Annotated in this window: 15 protein-coding genes; 1 reads left to right on the top strand and 14 read right to left on the bottom strand. The window is 65.8% G+C overall.

Annotated elements, in window-relative coordinates; translation table 11 throughout:
• Positions 1 to 35: 35 nt before the first annotated feature.
• The 6 genes from AAFL97_RS19350 to AAFL97_RS19325 form a co-directional block, all read right to left on the bottom strand.
• Positions 36 to 1,748, bottom strand: coding sequence for an acyl-CoA dehydrogenase family protein (locus AAFL97_RS19350; protein ID WP_341646310.1), 1,713 nt, complete (start codon positions 1,746 to 1,748; stop codon positions 36 to 38).
• The gene (locus tag AAFL97_RS19345; protein ID WP_341646309.1) at positions 1,745 to 2,425 is read right to left on the bottom strand and encodes a TetR/AcrR family transcriptional regulator; all 681 of its coding nucleotides are present in this window, start codon (positions 2,423 to 2,425) and stop codon (positions 1,745 to 1,747) included. Before AAFL97_RS19345 ends, AAFL97_RS19350 begins: the two co-directional genes overlap by 4 nt.
• 254 nt (positions 2,426 to 2,679) lie before the next feature.
• Positions 2,680 to 3,171, bottom strand: coding sequence for a RidA family protein (locus tag AAFL97_RS19340; protein WP_341646308.1), 492 nt, complete (start codon positions 3,169 to 3,171; stop codon positions 2,680 to 2,682).
• Positions 3,172 to 3,258: 87 nt separating this feature from the next.
• A complete protein-coding gene (locus tag AAFL97_RS19335) occupies positions 3,259 to 4,155 on the bottom strand; it encodes an SDR family NAD(P)-dependent oxidoreductase (RefSeq protein WP_341646307.1) in 897 nt (298 codons plus the stop codon).
• 262 nt (positions 4,156 to 4,417) lie between these two features.
• On the bottom strand, positions 4,418 to 5,065 hold the full coding sequence (locus AAFL97_RS19330; protein WP_341646306.1) for a 2-hydroxychromene-2-carboxylate isomerase: 648 nt from the start codon (positions 5,063 to 5,065) through the stop codon (positions 4,418 to 4,420).
• Positions 5,066 to 5,235: 170 nt separating this feature from the next.
• Complete coding sequence (locus tag AAFL97_RS19325; protein WP_341646305.1) at positions 5,236 to 6,831, bottom strand: 4-hydroxyphenylacetate 3-hydroxylase family protein; 1,596 nt, start codon at positions 6,829 to 6,831, stop codon at positions 5,236 to 5,238.
• A gap of 73 nt (positions 6,832 to 6,904) precedes the next feature.
• Here AAFL97_RS19325 and AAFL97_RS19320 point away from each other — a divergent pair, with 73 nt between their 5' ends.
• The gene (locus AAFL97_RS19320; protein WP_341646304.1) at positions 6,905 to 7,606 is read left to right on the top strand and encodes a TetR/AcrR family transcriptional regulator; all 702 of its coding nucleotides are present in this window, start codon (positions 6,905 to 6,907) and stop codon (positions 7,604 to 7,606) included.
• A 92-nt stretch (positions 7,607 to 7,698) separates the two neighbouring features.
• Here AAFL97_RS19320 and AAFL97_RS19315 read toward each other — a convergent pair whose 3' ends face one another.
• The 8 genes from AAFL97_RS19315 to urtB all read right to left on the bottom strand — a co-directional run bounded on the left by AAFL97_RS19315 (position 7,699) and on the right by urtB (position 14,709).
• Positions 7,699 to 9,273, bottom strand: coding sequence for an ABC1 kinase family protein (locus AAFL97_RS19315; RefSeq protein ID WP_341646303.1), 1,575 nt, complete (start codon positions 9,271 to 9,273; stop codon positions 7,699 to 7,701).
• Complete coding sequence (locus AAFL97_RS19310) at positions 9,270 to 9,443, bottom strand: hypothetical protein (protein ID WP_341646302.1); 174 nt, start codon at positions 9,441 to 9,443, stop codon at positions 9,270 to 9,272. The genes AAFL97_RS19315 and AAFL97_RS19310 overlap by 4 nt, the downstream gene beginning before the upstream one ends.
• Before the next feature lie 25 nt (positions 9,444 to 9,468).
• On the bottom strand, positions 9,469 to 9,882 hold the full coding sequence (locus tag AAFL97_RS19305; RefSeq protein ID WP_341646301.1) for a type II toxin-antitoxin system VapC family toxin: 414 nt from the start codon (positions 9,880 to 9,882) through the stop codon (positions 9,469 to 9,471).
• Positions 9,879 to 10,133, bottom strand: coding sequence for an AbrB/MazE/SpoVT family DNA-binding domain-containing protein (locus tag AAFL97_RS19300; protein WP_341646300.1), 255 nt, complete (start codon positions 10,131 to 10,133; stop codon positions 9,879 to 9,881). Before AAFL97_RS19300 ends, AAFL97_RS19305 begins: the two co-directional genes overlap by 4 nt.
• Before the next feature lie 197 nt (positions 10,134 to 10,330).
• Positions 10,331 to 11,023: an urea ABC transporter ATP-binding subunit UrtE gene (gene urtE, locus AAFL97_RS19295; RefSeq protein ID WP_341646299.1), complete on the bottom strand. Its 693-nt coding sequence runs from the start codon at positions 11,021 to 11,023 to the stop codon at positions 10,331 to 10,333.
• 47 nt (positions 11,024 to 11,070) lie between these two features.
• Entirely contained in the window at positions 11,071 to 11,958 is an 888-nt protein-coding gene (gene urtD, locus AAFL97_RS19290) for an urea ABC transporter ATP-binding protein UrtD (RefSeq protein ID WP_341646298.1), read from the bottom strand.
• Entirely contained in the window at positions 11,955 to 13,124 is a 1,170-nt protein-coding gene (gene urtC / locus AAFL97_RS19285) for an urea ABC transporter permease subunit UrtC (protein ID WP_341646297.1), read from the bottom strand. The genes urtD and urtC overlap by 4 nt, the downstream gene beginning before the upstream one ends.
• Position 13,125: 1 nt before the next feature.
• Positions 13,126 to 14,709, bottom strand: coding sequence for an urea ABC transporter permease subunit UrtB (urtB, locus tag AAFL97_RS19280; RefSeq protein ID WP_341646296.1), 1,584 nt, complete (start codon positions 14,707 to 14,709; stop codon positions 13,126 to 13,128).
• Between the last annotated feature and the right edge of the window lie 96 nt (positions 14,710 to 14,805).

Raw genomic sequence — 14,805 nt, 5'->3', positions numbered from 1 at the left:
CAGCATCAATTCCTGGAAAAAGTGGCCTGCAACGCTCAACGCTTGACCCGCGCCCTCTCGACGATGATGTCCGCCTGCGCCTGAGTCACGCCCGGGCCCAGTGAGCCGAACATGGCGCCCCAGCTCATGCCGTTGCCCAGCCGGGTCTTCATGAACACGTCGATCACCTCCGGCGTCGAGTGGCGCAGCAGTTCGGCGCCCTGCAGCGAGCGGGCGATCGCTTCGGCTGCCGGGCGGGCGAGGAATTCGTCCTGCAGCATGGCGTCCAGCAGCGGCCCCATCGCGGCGACGTAGGCATCGAAGCGCGCGTCCTGGCCGCGCACGTCGGCCAGTTCGGCGAACAGGGCGTCGCGGCAGGCGGCGTTCTTCAGCATCGCGCGGCGGACGTCCATGCACATCATGTTCGCCGTGCCTTCCCAGACGCTGTTGAGCGGCGCTTCGCGGTACAGGCGGGCCATCGGGCCGTCCTCGACGAAGCCGTTGCCGCCGTGGCATTGCAGGGCCTCGTTGGCGACCGCGACGACGCGGGAGCAGTTGAAGTACTTGGCCATCGGCGTGGTCACGCGGGCGAAGGCCTTTTCCTGCGGATCGGTGTCGATATGGTCGGTCGCCCTGGCGATGCGCAGGGCCATCAGCGTCGCGGCCTCGACTTCCACCGCCATGTCGGCCAGCACGTTGGCCATCATCGGGCGCCGGGCCAGGCTGGAGCCGAAGCCGTTGCGGGTGGTGGCGTGGTTCAGCGCCAGCGTCAGCATCTGGCGCATCAGGCCGGCGGAGCCGACGGCGAAGTCCAGCCGGGTCAGGTGGGAGTGGGAGAGGATTTCCCTGAGGCCGGCGCCTTCCTCGCCGACGCGGATCGCCAGGGTGCCGCTGTATTCCACTTCGCTGCTGGCGTTGGAGCGGTTGCCGGCCTTGTCCTTGAGCCGCTGGATGAAGAAGCGGTTATGGCTGCCGTCGGGCAGCGTGCGCGGCAGGAAGAAGCAGGTGACGCCGCCATCGACCTTGGCCAGGGTGAAGAAGCCGTCGGACTGCGGCACCGAGCAGAACCACTTGTGGCCGCTCAGTTCGTACCAGTGGGCGGTGGCGCCGTGGTAGTCGGCGCTGTGCGAGAACACCGCGGTGGTCTGCGTCTCGCGCAGGTCGGAGCCGCCCTGTTTCTCGGTCATCGCGTAGCCGATCACCACCGAGGGCTTGTCGGCCACTTCGTGGCGGCTGTTCTCGTAGACGGTGCCGAGGCTTTTTTCGGCCCAGATCTTCAGCGCCGGCTCGTGGCGGAAGCCGGCGTAGGACGCATAAGCCATCCCGGTCGGGCAGCCGGTGCCTTGCTCGACCTGGTTCCACAGATAGGAAAGCACGGCGCGGGCGAAATGCGGCTGCTTCTCCTTGCTGGTCCACGACAGCGTCGGTACTTCGTGCTTCCAGGCCAGCGACATCAGCGCGTGCCAGGCGGGATGCAGCTCGACCCAGTCGATGCGGTTGCCGAAGCGGTCGTGGGTCTTCAGTTCCGGGTCGTTGCGGTTGGCCTGGCGGGCAAGCTCCTGCACCGCGTCGTCGCCTGCCAGCTTGCCGATGGCCGAGCAGCGCGACGCAGCCCACGGCGCCTCGCGTTCGATCGCGGCCTTCAGCACCACGTCGTCGTCGAAGGCGCTGAAACCAGTTGGCATCGCGGCCTGGTTCCTGACGACATGAGTGGCGTAGCGGTCGGGGGCCGGCTCGAGTGCAGTGGTCGAGGGAATCGGGGCGTTCATTTCTGTCTCCTTCGGGTGGCGTCGAATGAAGCAAGCTTGCCCTCCTGCGCGACGACGGCCGCGCAGCAGACATCGGCAATCTGGCTGGCCAGGGCATGAACAGCGTCGGGCGTCTGCTTGCCCGAGCGGTCGAAATCGGCGTTGAGGGGCGAAAGCGGGCCGATCAGGCTTTCCATGAAGCCGCCCACGATCACCGTGGCCGCGATGCTCGGGTCGAGGTCTGCACGGAAATCGCCCCGCGCCTGACCATCCTTGACGATGCGCATGATCTGCTTGCTGATGGCATGGCGATACACCAGCCGGGCTTCATCGAGCTCCCGTTCGCAGGGTTCGGCGATCAGGGCGTAGGCCAGTCGTCGGTTGCGCATCGCCCGTTCGACGAAAGTCGAAACCGCGACGTGGAGGGTCTGCCAGGGCGCATCGTCGCTCTCCGCGATGGCCTCCAGCACGTCGACTTCGCGCTGGGACACGACGGATAGCACTTCGACGAACAGATCCACCTTGGACGGGAAGTAGCGATACACCGAACCGGTCGCCACGCCGGCGGCGGAAGCGGCGTGGCTGATCTGCGCCTCGGCCCAGCCGCCCTCGGAAACCAGCCTGCGCGCGGCGTCCAGGATGCGCTGCCGGTTGTCGGCAAGGCGTGCTTCGATGCGTTCGGTCTTGCGATAGGCCATGATGGAGTGAATCGTGATTCATTGAGTGAACCATAATTCACCTCATCGCGAGAGGCAAGTTCGTCGTTCCATGTGCTGATGCCTGGAGACTGGCCGAACTGAATGAGGGAAGAGGGTGGGATGATTGTCGCAGGCCGCCGAGCGGACTCGGGAAATGCAGGCAGTCCGGCGCGAGGGTCGCGCGCCGGTGGGCCACGGGATGCCCGCTCTTTCGAGCCCGCCGCCGCTCGGAGTGCAGCGTGCCGGGCTGCTTGTCAGGGACGTACCGCGGTCACTTCCAGCTCCACCAGCCAACCGGGGTTGACCAGCGCATCGACGACCATGGCGGAGCGAACCGGCAGGTTGGGCTGTTCCGCGGTGCCGAAGAACTGCGAATAGCCGGCCATGAAACCCTTGAAGTCCACGGCCCTGCCCTCCGGGGCAACCAGGAAGGCCTGCATCTTGATGATGTCGCCGACATCCAGCTTCAGTTCCTGCAACTGGGCCTGGATCCGCTTCATGACCGATACGGTCTGCTCTTCCATGGTGCCGTAGGCCTCGACGCTGTTGATGTCGGCGTTCTTGTTGATGACGCCGGGCACGGCGCCGCTGAGATAGACGACGGTTTTACCTGCGGGTACCTCAACCGCTTGCAGGATCGGAAAGTTGGAGTTGGGCAGCGGATGGCGAATGATGTCGCCGGCCTGCACGGGCGCAACGGCGGCTGAGAACAGAGCTAATGCGGCGAAAGTGTTCTTGAACGGCATGTCGATAGTCCTTGCTGCTAGGTGTGCGAAACAGACCCTGGCATGCGCACGGTAGTTTCAAAACGCTCACCAACCCGGATGATCTTCTCAGCAATGCTCCCAGAATCGTTCATTCCATGGCCTCAGATCAAGCTCGCTGGACCATGCGCTTCGAGGCTGGTTGTGCAACGCCAGGATCGAGACGGCAATATCGTCCGGGTCCGACTGCACCTCTTCGGTTGACTCGACATCCGGCCGCCTTATGTCGGCGTCGATGAGGACATGTGCGACATGAATTTCAGCGGGCCATAATTCTCTGGACAACACTTGTGCAATCGCCCTTTGGCCGAATTTCCCGACGGCCAGGTTCAGGTGGCCGGCTCTGCCGATAATCGAGGACGTGGAGCCGACAAGAAAAATGCTTCCTTGACCACGTGGAACCATCGCTCGTGCAGCCTCCTGACTGACGAGAAACGCACCCAGGCAGTTATGCCGCCAGGCACTTTCGAATGCGGGCACTGAAACCTCGAGAACGCTTCCGGGGCCGAATTCCTGCAGCGAATAGACGACTATCGATGGCGCGCCATGCCGATGAACGACTCTTTTGAAAGTCGCCTTGACATCAGTTTCGTGAGTCACGTCCAGCCCATACGAATGAGCCTGAACGCCTAGCGCACGCAGCTCGTCACATAGCGGATGGAGCCGATCCGCATTCCTGGACAAGAGCGCCATGTCAAAGCCGTGCGATGCCAGCTTTCTTGCAAGTGAGTACCCGAAACCGCTTCCAACGCCAACGATTACGGCAGTCCCCGGCTCATCTCGCAAAGGCCTCTGCTCACTAATTGGCAAGACTGCTGGCGCGCTCTTTTGCTCGTCTCCTTGCTGGCTTAGTCTCCATGTTCCCGGAGTTACAGGAACGCTACGCTGAAAACTGGCCTGCATCGTGATAGGGCCAATGCGCAGCCTCCGCCAGATTTTGAGTTGACGCCAGAGAGCCATGATCATCTATTCTCTCCTCGAGCAATGACATGCAGCGCCTCTTCGTTGAAATATGCTGAGATCGGCGATTGATTCTGCCGAGCAGGCAACGAATCCCAGAGGGACGGTTCGTTTTATAACGGCTATCCCGTTATGTCAAATACCTGGAAACCCTATTCGGGTAGCGTCTGGTGATCCATGTTCTGGGGCCAGAAAACGGAGTGAAAGCGGAGATTGACAGATGCGAGCAGCATCTGAGCACTGCGGCACATGGCATGTGCCGCAGCGACTAGGCGCGGCGGGCGCCGAAACGGACCTTGGCTACGGCCTGCATCGCCGGCGACGTCAGCCGGGGGTCATTCCGCACATGGGCACGCAGCATCGGCAAGGCGTCCAGTCCCCAGAACAGGCGTTCGCCGACCACGATCGTCGGTACACCGAAGACGCCATCGCTGGCGGCCCGGGCCGTGCTGTCCTTGAGCCGGTTCTTCACTTCGGGTGCATCCGGATCCAGCGTGCTTGCGTCGACGCCCAGGCGATCGAGCACGTCCTGCCAGGCTTCGGCGCTCTCGGGGTCGCAGCCGGTGGTGTAGAGCGCATCGAACACCGCCGACACCACAGCGGGCGTGGCGCCCAGCGCGACGATGAGGCGCAGGTAGCGCAGGGGGTTGAACGGATGCACGGCCGGCATCACGAAGGGGAAGCCCCGTTCCTGGGCGGTCCAGGTGCACAGTTCGTAGGTGAAGCGCCGCTTGCGCTCGATTTCGGCCGGGCCTTTGTGGCCGAAGGCGTTCAGCAGCCCGGCGAACAGCACGGGGCGTCGTTCGAGCGCGACCGGCAGCGGCTCGCGGCGCAGGGCCTGGTCCATCAGGCAGGCCCAGGGCGAGATGAGGTCGAAGTAAAAGACGGCGTTGGCTGTGGGTTCGGCAGTGCTCACGATTGTTTCCTCGGTCACAGGGTGTCGGACATCTTAGATGCGGCGGGAAGGTGGACAGAGCATGTCCGGTCGCGCTGACCACCTGCTGGCCGAAGCGGACGGGCGAGTCGGAGGCGGCCGCCACGGAATGACGGCCGCCTCCCGGCACAGGCTGAAGCGGGTTCCTGCTTTCAGGCGCCCTTGCCGACCTTCGGCAGTGGCACCATCACCGGCTGGCCGGGCTGGCTGCAGCCGGCGTCGCAGCAGCGCCCGGGCTGCTTGTTCTTGCTGATCGAACGGCCGTCCTCGGCCAGCACGCCGCGTTCGAGCAGGCGCTCGACCAGCTCGACCTTGTTGCCGACTGGGTAGTTGCGCCAGATTTCCTGCTTCAGCGCGGTCGGCGAGCCGCCGCCGTGCAGGCTGATCAGGGAGTACCAGCCGCCCTGGTAGGAGGCGGTCAGGTCTTCGATGAAGCGGGATACTTCGATGCGTTTGTCGTAGGGGATGGCCGGGTTGGCGCGCAGCACTTCGGCCAGCGTCGCCGCCGTGGCCGGGTTGTGGTCCTCGTCCGGCCCCGGCAGGGCGACGATCAGGCCGCCGGAGACTTCGTGGGCGAGCCGGTGCATGTCGTAGATCTGGGTGGAGAGCAGCAGCTTGCCGATGTTCGAATACACCGGCTCGGGCATGAAGCTCTTCGAGTACGGGTCCCGCACCGAATAGACGCTCGCGGCCACGCCGCAGGCGTAGAAGCCTTCGGTGATCTTGATCAGCTCGACCATCGGGTCGCGCAGATTGGCCTTCCTGTCCGGGTCGAGGCCGTTGGCTTCGCACATCAGGGCGCCGGCGCCGATCAGCAGGTCGCCGAAACCCGCTCGCGCACCGATGCAGCTGTGGCGGTGGTGGGTGGCGTAGTTGTAGGTGACGTCGCCGGAGAATTCCCACTCGCCGGCCAGGAACACGCGCTCCCAGGGCACGAAGACCTTGTCGAAGATCACCACGCCGGTCGATTGGCCGTACTTGCGCGAGAACAGCGGCGCGCCGTGCTCGGGCTTCTCGCCGGGGCGTCCGGCCGGGCGGGCGACGATGGTGATGCCCGGCGCATCGATCGGCACCGCACAGCAGAGGGCGAAGTCCTTGTCGTCTTCGCGCATGTTGCGCGAAGGCATGACGAGGAATTCATGCACGTAGGGCGCGCCGGTAACGATGGCCTTGGTGCCGGAAATGACGATGCCCTTTCCATTGCGCTCGACGACGTGGACATAGACGTCCTGGTTCAGCTGCTGGTTGGGGCGCTTGCTGCGGTCGCCCTTGGCGTCGGTCATCGCGATGCCCAGCGTCAGGTCTTCGTCCTGCACCTTCTGCAGGTAGGCGGCGAACCTGGCGCGGTATTCGGTCGAACCCCTGGCGTCATCGAGCTTGGCCATCGCCTGGCCGATGCCGTTGAGCGCGTCGTGCGCCAGGTAGCGCTGCGCACAGCCGGTCTCCTGGCAGAGCACGCGGACCGCTTCGAGCTTGTTGAGCAGATCGCCGGCCGATTCGTTGACGTGCAGCATGCGGTTGACCGTCTTGCCCGAGGCCGTCTGCTTCGCGAGCATCAGCGGTGCCAGCGCCGGGTCGTGAGCGAAGTCGTAGGTGACGGCGAGGGCGTTGATGCCGGGCTGCAGCGAAGGAGCATCGGCGACCGATTCGATCCTTTGCCCGTCAACGTAAACGATGGGCTTGTAGCCGCGCAGGGACTCCCGATACTGCTGGCCGTCCATCAGGCCGCTGGTGTTGGTGGCAGACATGGTGGCTCCTTTCTGAGTGGCGTTGATTATATTGAACAGTGTTCAATATGTCGTGCAGTGTAGAATCCGGCTCATGCCCAAGTCAACGACTACTCGCCAGAATCCGCCCCGAGCGCGCGCCCGCGCAGCCCAAGCCGAATCGACAACAGAGTCGCGGGCGGAATCGAAGGCTCTCAGGGAGAACACCCTCAACCAGGCGCGCCGCGAACTGATCCTGGATGCGGCACGCTCGGCCTTCTTCGAGCTGGGGCTGGACGGCGCGAGCCTGCGGGAGATCGCCAAGCGGGCGGGCTACACGCCGGGCGCGATCTACAGCTACTTCGCCAACCTGGAAGAGATCTACGGCGCGCTGCTCGGCGAGTCGCTGCAGCGCTTGAACGGCGTCGTCGATGCGGCAGGGGCGGGCGCCGCCGGGCCGGTCGAGCTGCTGCGGGCCAAGGCCACCGCCTTCTACGTGTTCTACCGCGACAACCCGAAGGAGCTGGAGCTGGGCTTCTACCTGTTCGACGGCGTCAAGCCGCGGGGCCTGACGCCGGCACTGAACCAGCAGTTGAACGAACGGTTGATGGCCGCGCTGCGGCCGGTCGAGCAGCAGTTGATGGTGCTGGGCCTGGATGCCGACGAGGCGGTGGCCGAGACCACCGCGGCGTTCGCCCACATCGTCGGTGTGCTGGTGCTGAACAACACCGGGCGGATCCGGCTGTTCAGGCAGAATCCGGACCTGCTGTTCGAGCGCTACATGGATTCGCTCGTCCGGCGGCTGCCGGCGACGTAGGGGCGTGCGGCTGGCGGATGCCGCTTACATGGACCCGCGAATGCCTGCACCAGATTTGACCGCGTTGCAGGCATGCGTCGCCCCATCAGCACTCATGGCCCTTTTCCGCTGCGCAGAATGGAGAGCAGAAGCCATACGCCGCCGACCATCGCGCCGAGAAAGCCGATGAGGCCGAAGACCGGCAAGCCCAGGAGCGTCGGTCCGCCCGGCACGGTCATGACGATGGACGAGCCGACGATGAGTGCGGCGACGACGATTCCGAGTACGAGTCGGTTCGCGGCGCGATCGAGTTGATCGCCGAGCCGTTTCAGGTGGGGGACGTCGATGTGCATCTCCAGCCGGCCGCGACGGGCAAGGCGCAGCAGGCGGGAGAGATCCTGGGGCAGGCTCGCCAGCAGTGAGAACACCTCGGTTGCTGACTGTTTTCCCCGTTTGAGCAGTGCGGCCGGGGAGTAGCGTGCCTGCATGGCACGTTCCAGCAGGGGCAGGGCCTGGCTGGCGATGTCGAAACCGGGGTCGAGTTCGCGGCCCAGGCCTTCGAGGGTGACGAAGGCCTTGACCAGCAAGGCCAGATCGTTGGGCAGCACGAGATGATGCCGGCGCGGGATTGCGACCAGATCGGTCAGCATCTCACTCAGGCGCAACTGCTTCAATGGCACGCCGTGGTAGCGATCGACGAAGGACTGGATTTCCAGCAGCAGCTCCTGTTCATTTGCCGCACCGTCGTTCGCCCATTCGAGCATGACGTCGACGACGCTGCGGGCGTCGTTCTTCACCAGCCCCAGCATCAGCCGGATCAATTCGTCGCGGCGCTCCTCCGACAGCCTGCCGACCATGCCGAAGTCGATGAAGGCGATGCGATTGCCCGGCAGGTAGAACACGTTGCCCGGGTGAGGGTCGGCGTGGAACAGCCCATCCTCGACGATCATTTTCAGTACCGCATTGGCGCCGCGCCGGGCGAGAAGCTTGCGGTCCAGACCGGCTTGGTCGATGGCTTGCAGCCTGCGCCCGGAAATACCGCCGATGAATTCCTGTACGCAGACCCGCTCGCCGGTCCATTGCCAATAGACGCGGGGAATGACGATGATGGCCGGCTCACTGGCAGGATCCGGCTCCCCGCTGCCGGGAACGGCAGCAGCCGAGTCCTGGTCGGCATAACCCGCGAAGTTTCTTGCGATGCGATCGGCGTTGCGGCATTCGCCGGCGAAGTCGAGTTCGTTGCGCAGCGACCGGGCGAACTGGCGCACTATCTCCCGTGGGTGCAGGACACGCCATTCGGGGCTCTCGGCCTCGGCAAGTTCGGCCAGGCGTGCAAGCCAGCGCAGGTCGGCTTCCAGAATCGGGCGAATGCCCGGCCGCCGCACCTTGACCACGACTTCGCTGCCGTCGTCGAGGCGTGCTCGATGTACCTGTGCAATCGAGCCGGCTGCCAGCGGCTCGGGCTCGAACGCGGCGAAGACTTCCTCGGGTGGCGCACCGAGGTCTTCGCCGAGTTGCTGATGTATGGCAGTCCAGGGCGCGGGCGGCGCGCTGTCCTGCAGTTTCCCGAATTCGGCGATCCACTCGGGTTCGAGCAGATCGACCCGGGTGGCGAGTACCTGGCCGAGCTTGACGAAGGCCGGCCCCATGTCTTCCAGTGCCCGCCGCACCCGTTCGGGCGGCGTCATGTGGGCGAAGTCGGCCGCTTCACCCAGTGCAGCGCCGTCCCCGCGCGCTCCAGGGCGTTGGCCAGCCCCATCCGCCGCACGATGTCGCCGAATCCGTAACGGACCAGGATCGAGGCGATTTCGTGCAAGCGCCCCAGATCGCGCATCGTGGTCAGTGCCTGCCAGAACATCGTGTTTCCTCACACGGGAGCATCATCAGGACGAGCGAGGCTGCTCGCATGGAATGGCATCCGGCAAGCTGGACGCCCGCTTGATGAAGCGCTTGTCGAACGTCAGCAGCGCGGTGCAGGATGCGGCGCGGCTCAGATGCAGCGCGTCGGCAAAGTCCAGTCCCTGCTCGAATGCCTGCAAGGCCGCCAGCACGCGGGCACGGTCTTCGACGACGACGTTGCCATACGTGCACAGCGCGCTCAGGGCGCGGTGGATGGAAGCACGCGGCAGTTCGTAGAAGCCGCGCATCACCCATTCCAGTTCCAGCATCACCGTCACGGAAACGAACACACGGCCCCGCATGGCCTCCAGCGCGGCAGGGCGCTGGCGCGCGGCTTCCGCGTCATCCGGGTCATCCACGAAGAAGCGTGCCAGCACATTGGTGTCGACGGCTTTCATGGCTCGGCTTTGGCAAGCAGACCGGCGGCATCGAAATCCGCCAGACGCCGCGGCTTGTCCTTGGATCTAGGCTTGAGCATGCCGTAGCCGGACTCCACGTCTGCCTGGGGCGCGGGATGGGGAACGATCAGCCGGATGCCGTCCGGCTCCTCGACCAGTTCGAGCCGGCTGCCGGGGACCAGGCCAAAGTGCTGCCGCACCTCGGCGGGCAACACCAGTTGGCCTTTGGACGAAAGGATGACCGTGGTCATGGCGTACTCCGAAGTGGCCTGTCGGCCATCCTATCCATGTCTTACTGGTAAGACAAGGCGGCATCCATGCCCTCAGCCCTTTCATGTCGCGAATCGGTTCGTCGGCCTCGATTGCGCGTGGCGTGTCACCGGTGTCGGCGCGCCGCATCTCGCCTCATTGCGAGGCTTGTCCCACCCGCCGTTCGCCTACCCCGACGCTATATCGCCACCAGGCTCTGGATGTTCTTCTCCCGCATCTCGCTGCCTGGCCCATGGGCGATGACTTCGCCGCGTTCCATCACCAGGTAGGCGTCGGCCAGTTCCTCGGCGAAGTCGTAATACTGTTCGCACAGCAGCACCGCCATGCCGCGCTCCTTGGCGAGCATGCGGATCACGCGGCCGATGTCCTTGATGATGCTGGGCTGGATGCCTTCGGTCGGCTCGTCGAGGATCAGCAGCTTGGGTCCCGGCGCCAGCGCGCGGGCGATCGCCAGTTGCTGCTGCTGGCCGCCGGACAGATCGCCGCCGCGGCGGTGCAGCATCTGCTTCAGCACCGGGAAGAGTTCGTACAGGTCGGGCGGGATCGGCGTGCTGGCGCTCTTGTAGGCGAGGCCCATGCGCAGGTTGTCTTCCACCGTCAGGCGGCCGAAGATCTCGCGGCCCTGCGGCACGAAACCGATGCCGGCACGGGTGCGTTCGTAGGGCGCGCGGCCGAGCAGGGACTGGCCGTTCCATTCGATGCTGCCGTCCTTGATCGGCACCAGGCCCATCAGGCTCTTGAGCAGGGTGGTCTTGCCGACGCCGTTGCGGCCCAGCAGCACGGTGATCTGGCCCGGCTCGGCGGTGAGGCCGACCCCGCGCAGGATGTGCGAGCCGCCGTAGTACTGGTGCAGGTTGTGGACTTTGAGCATGGTTCGGTCTTTATCGCTTATCCATCGGGAGAGGGCATGCCGGGGCTTCAGCGCCCCAGATAGACCTCGATCACGCGCTCGTCGGCCTGGACCTGGTCGAGCGTGCCTTCGGCGAGCACCGAGCCGTCGCACAGCACGGTGACTTTTTCCGAGATGGCGCGGATGAAGTGCATGTCGTGCTCCACCACCATCAGCGAGTGCTTGCCCTTCAGGCGCAGGAAGAGTTCGGCGGTGCGCGCGGTTTCCTCGTCGGTCATGCCGGCGACGGGTTCGTCGAGCAGCAGCAGCTTGGGGTCCTGCATCAGCAGCATGCCGATTTCCAGCCACTGCTTCTGGCCGTGGCTCAGCTCGCCCGCCATGCGGCCGACGCTGCCGGCGAGGTGGATGGTGTGCAGCACCTCGGCAAGGCGGTCGCGCTGGGCGCTGTCGAGCTGGAAGAACATCGAGTGCTTGACGCCCTTGTGCGTCTTCAGCGCGAGCTCGAGGTTCTCGAATACGCTCAACTGCTCGAACACCGTCGGCTTCTGGAACTTGCGGCCGATGCCCAATTGGGCGATCTGCGGTTCGTTGTGGCGCAGCAGGTCGATGGTCGAGCCGAAGAACACCGTGCCTTTGTCGGGCCGGGTCTTGCCGGTGATGATGTCCATCATCGTGGTCTTGCCGGCGCCGTTGGGGCCGATGATGCAGCGCAGCTCGCCGGGGGCGATGTCCAGGTTCAGGCCGTTGATGGCCTTGAAGCCGTCGAAGCTGACATGCACGTCTTCCAGGTACAGGATGCGGCCGTGGGTGACGTCCACTTCGCCGGCCAGCGCGTGGCGGGCGTAGCCGGCGCTGCGGCCGCCCGATTCGGTGAGTGCGGTCGCGCGGCGCTGGGCTTCGCGTTCGAGGTGGCGTTCGAAGCGGGCCGTGCCCGCCTTCATCAGTTCGGGCGTCATGCGCGCTTCTCCTCGTTGGCGTCGGGCTTGGCTTCGCCGCCGCTGCGGCGCAGCTTGCGCGCCAGGCCGGCGATGCCTTGCGGCAGGAACAGCGTGACGGCGATGAACAGCGCGCCGAGGAAGTAGAGCCAGAATTCCGGCGCCACCACGGTCAGCCAGCTCTTTGCGCCGTTGACCAGGAAGGCGCCGGCGATCGGGCCGATCAGCGTGCCGCGCCCGCCCACCGCGGCCCACACCGCGATCTCGATCGAAGCGGCGGGGCTCATCTCGCCGGGGTTGATGATGCCGACCTGCGGCACGTAGAGCGCGCCGGCGACGCCGCACATCATCGCGCTGATGACCCAGATCGTCAGCTTGTAGGGCAGCGGCGAGTAGCCCGAGAACATCACCCGGCTCTCGGCGTCGCGGATCGCCTGCAGCACGCGGCCGAACTTGCTGCGCACCAGCCAGCGTGCCAGCAGGAAGAAGCCGAGCAGGGTGCAGCCGGTCAGCACGAACAGCAGCATGCGCATTTCCTGCGTCGCGAGCGGCTGGCCGAGGATGCGCTTGAAGTCGGTGAAGCCGTTGTTGCCGCCGAAGCCGGTCTCGTTGCGGAAGAACAGCAGCATCGCGGCGTAGGTCAGCGCCTGCGTGATGATGGCGAAATACACGCCTTTGATGCGCGAGCGGAAGGCGAACCAGCCGAACACGAAGGCCAGCAGCCCGGGTACGGCGACGATCAGGATCAGCGTGGCGACGAAGCTGTCGGACAGCATCCAGTGCCAGGGCAGCTCCTTCCAGTCGAGGAAGACCATGAAGTCGGGCAGCTCGCTGCCGTAGTTGCCTTCGGTGCCGATCTGGCGCATCAGGTACATGCCCATGACGTAGCCGCCGAGGGCGAAGAACAGGCCGTGGCCCAGGCTCAGGATGCCGGTGTAGCCCCAGATCAGGTCCATCGCCAGCGCGCAGATGGCGTAGCACATGATCTTGCCGAGCAGCGCCACCGCGTAGTCCGACAGGTGGAAGGCGCTGTCCGGCGGCACCCACAGGTTGAGCAGCGGGGCGAGCGCGCACACCGCCAGCAGCGCGGCGAAGAATGCGCCCCAGCCCTTGCGCGTCAGCAGCGGCCTGCGGCCCGGGAGTTGTACCGTGGGTACGGCAGGAGTCGAGGAAGTCGTAGCTTGCATGTCATGCCTCCGCGCTGCGGCCCTTCATTGCGAACAGGCCCTGCGGGCGCTTCTGGATGAAGGCGATGATGAACACCAGCACGGCGATCTTGGCGAGCACCGCACCTGTCCAGCCTTCGAGGAATTTGTTCAGGATGCCGAGGCCCAGCGCCGCATAGACCGTGCCTGCCAGCTGGCCGACGCCGCCCAGCACCACGACCATGAAGGAATCGACGATGTAGCTCTGCCCCAGGTCCGGGCCGACGTTGCCGACCTGGCTCAGCGCGCAGCCTGCCAGCCCGGCGATGCCGCTGCCGAGGGCGAAGGCCATGGTGTCGACGCGCGCGGTATTGACCCCCATGCACGAGGCGATCGGGCGGTTCTGGGTGACGCCGCGCACGAACAGGCCCATGCGGGTGCGCGAGATGATCCAGGCCACCAGCGCCAGCACCGCGAAGGCGAAGCCGATGATGATGATCCGGTTGTAGGGCAGCGTCAGGTTGGGCAGCGCCTGCCAGCCGCCGCTCATCCACGACGGGTTCTCCACCGCGACGTTCTGCGCGCCGAACACGGTGCGCACCAGTTGCATCAGGATCAGCGAGATGCCCCAGGTCGCCAGCAGGGTCTCCAGCGGGCGGCCGTACAGGAAGCGGATCACGCTGCGTTCGAGGATCGCGCCGACCAGCGCCGAGGCGAGGAAGGCGACCGGGATGGCGGCGAGTAGGTAGGCGTCGAAGGCGCCCGGGAGGTACTGCCGGAACAGGTCCTGCACCACGTAGGTGGCGTAGGCGCCGATCATCATCAGCTCGCCGTGGGCCATGTTGATGACGCCCATCAGGCCGTAGGTGATCGCCAGGCCGAGCGCCACCAGCAGCAGGATGCTGCCGAGGCTGATGCCGGTGAAGGCGACGCCCAGGCGCTCGCCCCAGGCCAGCCTGTCGTCGATCTTGCGCAGTGTGCGCTGCAGCTCGCTGCGCACCTGGTCGTCGCTTTCGGCGGCCAGACGCTCGTCGAGCAGCAGGCGGGTGGCGGGGCTGGCGTCGGCGGCCAGCGTGTCGATCGCGGCCAGCCGTGCGGCGGGCAGCTCGGCATTCAGCTGCACCGAGGCGCGGATCTGCTCCAGTGCCTGCTTCACGCGTGAATCCGTTTCCTGGGCAAGCGCCTTTTCGACCAGCGGCAGGCGCTCGGCCGATGCGCCCTGGCGCATGGCCTGCGCGGCCTTCAGGCGCTGGCCGGCGTCGGCCGCGAACAGGTCGAGCGCGGCCAGGGCGGCGCTGATCGCGCCGCGCATGCGGTTGTTGTTCATCACGCTTTCCGCGCCCGCGGGCAGCGCCAGGGTTTCGCCGCTGACGGGGTCCTGCGCCTGGCCGTTGCGCACGATCAGGGCGCGGTCGTCGGTCACCACCACTTCATTGGCGGCCAGCGCGCGCAGGAAGGCCGCGGTGCGCGCGTCGGGGTCGTCGGCGATGGCCGCCTGCATGGCGGCGATGCGGCTGTTGCTGTCGCCCTTGGCCATCGCCAGGGCGGCGTCGGGCGCCAGCGCGTGCGACAAGCCGGGCAGCGCAAGGCAGGCCAGCAGGGCCAGCTTTCGCAAGTATCCAGTCATGGGGAACACTCAAAAGAAACGGTGCGGCTTGCGCCTGGCGGTGCGCGGCGAGCGGTATGAGCCAGGCCACGAGCGGATTGCGGCGAGTGGCGCGGC

This window comes from Thauera sp. SDU_THAU2, from assembly GCF_038260575.1.
Taxonomy (GTDB): domain Bacteria; phylum Pseudomonadota; class Gammaproteobacteria; order Burkholderiales; family Rhodocyclaceae; genus Thauera.
The sequence above is the reverse complement of the archived record's forward strand: the minus strand, read 5'-3'. Positions and strand labels throughout refer to the sequence as shown.

Excerpts from the sequence above, each read along its gene's own strand:
- AAFL97_RS19350 (WP_341646310.1), bottom strand. The coding sequence starts at position 1,748 with ATGAACGCCCCGATTCCCTCGACCACTGCACTCGAGCCGGCCCCCGAC.
- AAFL97_RS19345 (WP_341646309.1), bottom strand. The coding sequence starts at position 2,425 with ATGGCCTATCGCAAGACCGAACGCATCGAAGCACGCCTTGCCGACAAC.
- AAFL97_RS19340 (WP_341646308.1), bottom strand. The coding sequence starts at position 3,171 with ATGCCGTTCAAGAACACTTTCGCCGCATTAGCTCTGTTCTCAGCCGCC.
- AAFL97_RS19335 (WP_341646307.1), bottom strand. The coding sequence starts at position 4,155 with ATGATCATGGCTCTCTGGCGTCAACTCAAAATCTGGCGGAGGCTGCGC.
- AAFL97_RS19325 (WP_341646305.1), bottom strand. The coding sequence starts at position 6,831 with ATGTCTGCCACCAACACCAGCGGCCTGATGGACGGCCAGCAGTATCGG.
- AAFL97_RS19320 (WP_341646304.1), top strand. The coding sequence starts at position 6,905 with ATGCCCAAGTCAACGACTACTCGCCAGAATCCGCCCCGAGCGCGCGCC.
- AAFL97_RS19315 (WP_341646303.1), bottom strand. The coding sequence starts at position 9,273 with ATGACGCCGCCCGAACGGGTGCGGCGGGCACTGGAAGACATGGGGCCG.
- AAFL97_RS19310 (WP_341646302.1), bottom strand. The coding sequence starts at position 9,443 with ATGTTCTGGCAGGCACTGACCACGATGCGCGATCTGGGGCGCTTGCAC.
- AAFL97_RS19305 (WP_341646301.1), bottom strand. The coding sequence starts at position 9,882 with ATGAAAGCCGTCGACACCAATGTGCTGGCACGCTTCTTCGTGGATGAC.
- AAFL97_RS19300 (WP_341646300.1), bottom strand. The coding sequence starts at position 10,133 with ATGACCACGGTCATCCTTTCGTCCAAAGGCCAACTGGTGTTGCCCGCC.
- urtE (WP_341646299.1), bottom strand. The coding sequence starts at position 11,023 with ATGCTCAAAGTCCACAACCTGCACCAGTACTACGGCGGCTCGCACATC.
- urtD (WP_341646298.1), bottom strand. The coding sequence starts at position 11,958 with ATGACGCCCGAACTGATGAAGGCGGGCACGGCCCGCTTCGAACGCCAC.
- urtC (WP_341646297.1), bottom strand. The coding sequence starts at position 13,124 with ATGCAAGCTACGACTTCCTCGACTCCTGCCGTACCCACGGTACAACTC.
- urtB (WP_341646296.1), bottom strand. The coding sequence starts at position 14,709 with ATGACTGGATACTTGCGAAAGCTGGCCCTGCTGGCCTGCCTTGCGCTG.